This is a genomic window from Cellulomonas sp. GbtcB1 (genome assembly GCF_019091725.1).
GTDB lineage: Bacteria > Actinomycetota > Actinomycetes > Actinomycetales > Cellulomonadaceae > Cellulomonas.
The window spans coordinates 1-235 of the sequence record NZ_JAGXJG010000579.1 but is presented as its reverse complement, the minus strand read 5'-3'; the positions used below and the strand labels follow the sequence as shown (position 1 = coordinate 235).

Below are 235 nucleotides of genomic sequence, written 5' to 3'. Positions count from 1 at the left end.
CCCCCGACCCGGCCCAGCTGCTGGTGGCCCCGGACCACTACCTGGTCCGGATGCTCGCCGCGCAGGGGGCCGGCATCGAGGACCTCGGCGTCGCCCCGGTGGCCGCGGACGCGGGCGTCGTCGCCGAGACCGACCCGCGGGAGGTCTGGCGGCGGATCTGCGCCGGGTGGCCGCTGGGCCGCGGCACCCCGACCCGGGTCTGGGTGGAGGCCGAGCTGGTCGAGGGCTTCGGTGG

1 pseudogene is annotated in these 235 nt (G+C 79.1%); it reads left to right on the top strand.

The window, feature by feature from the left end:
* Positions 1-235, top strand: a pseudogene (locus KVT14_RS21445) (glucuronate isomerase); the annotation flags it as partial.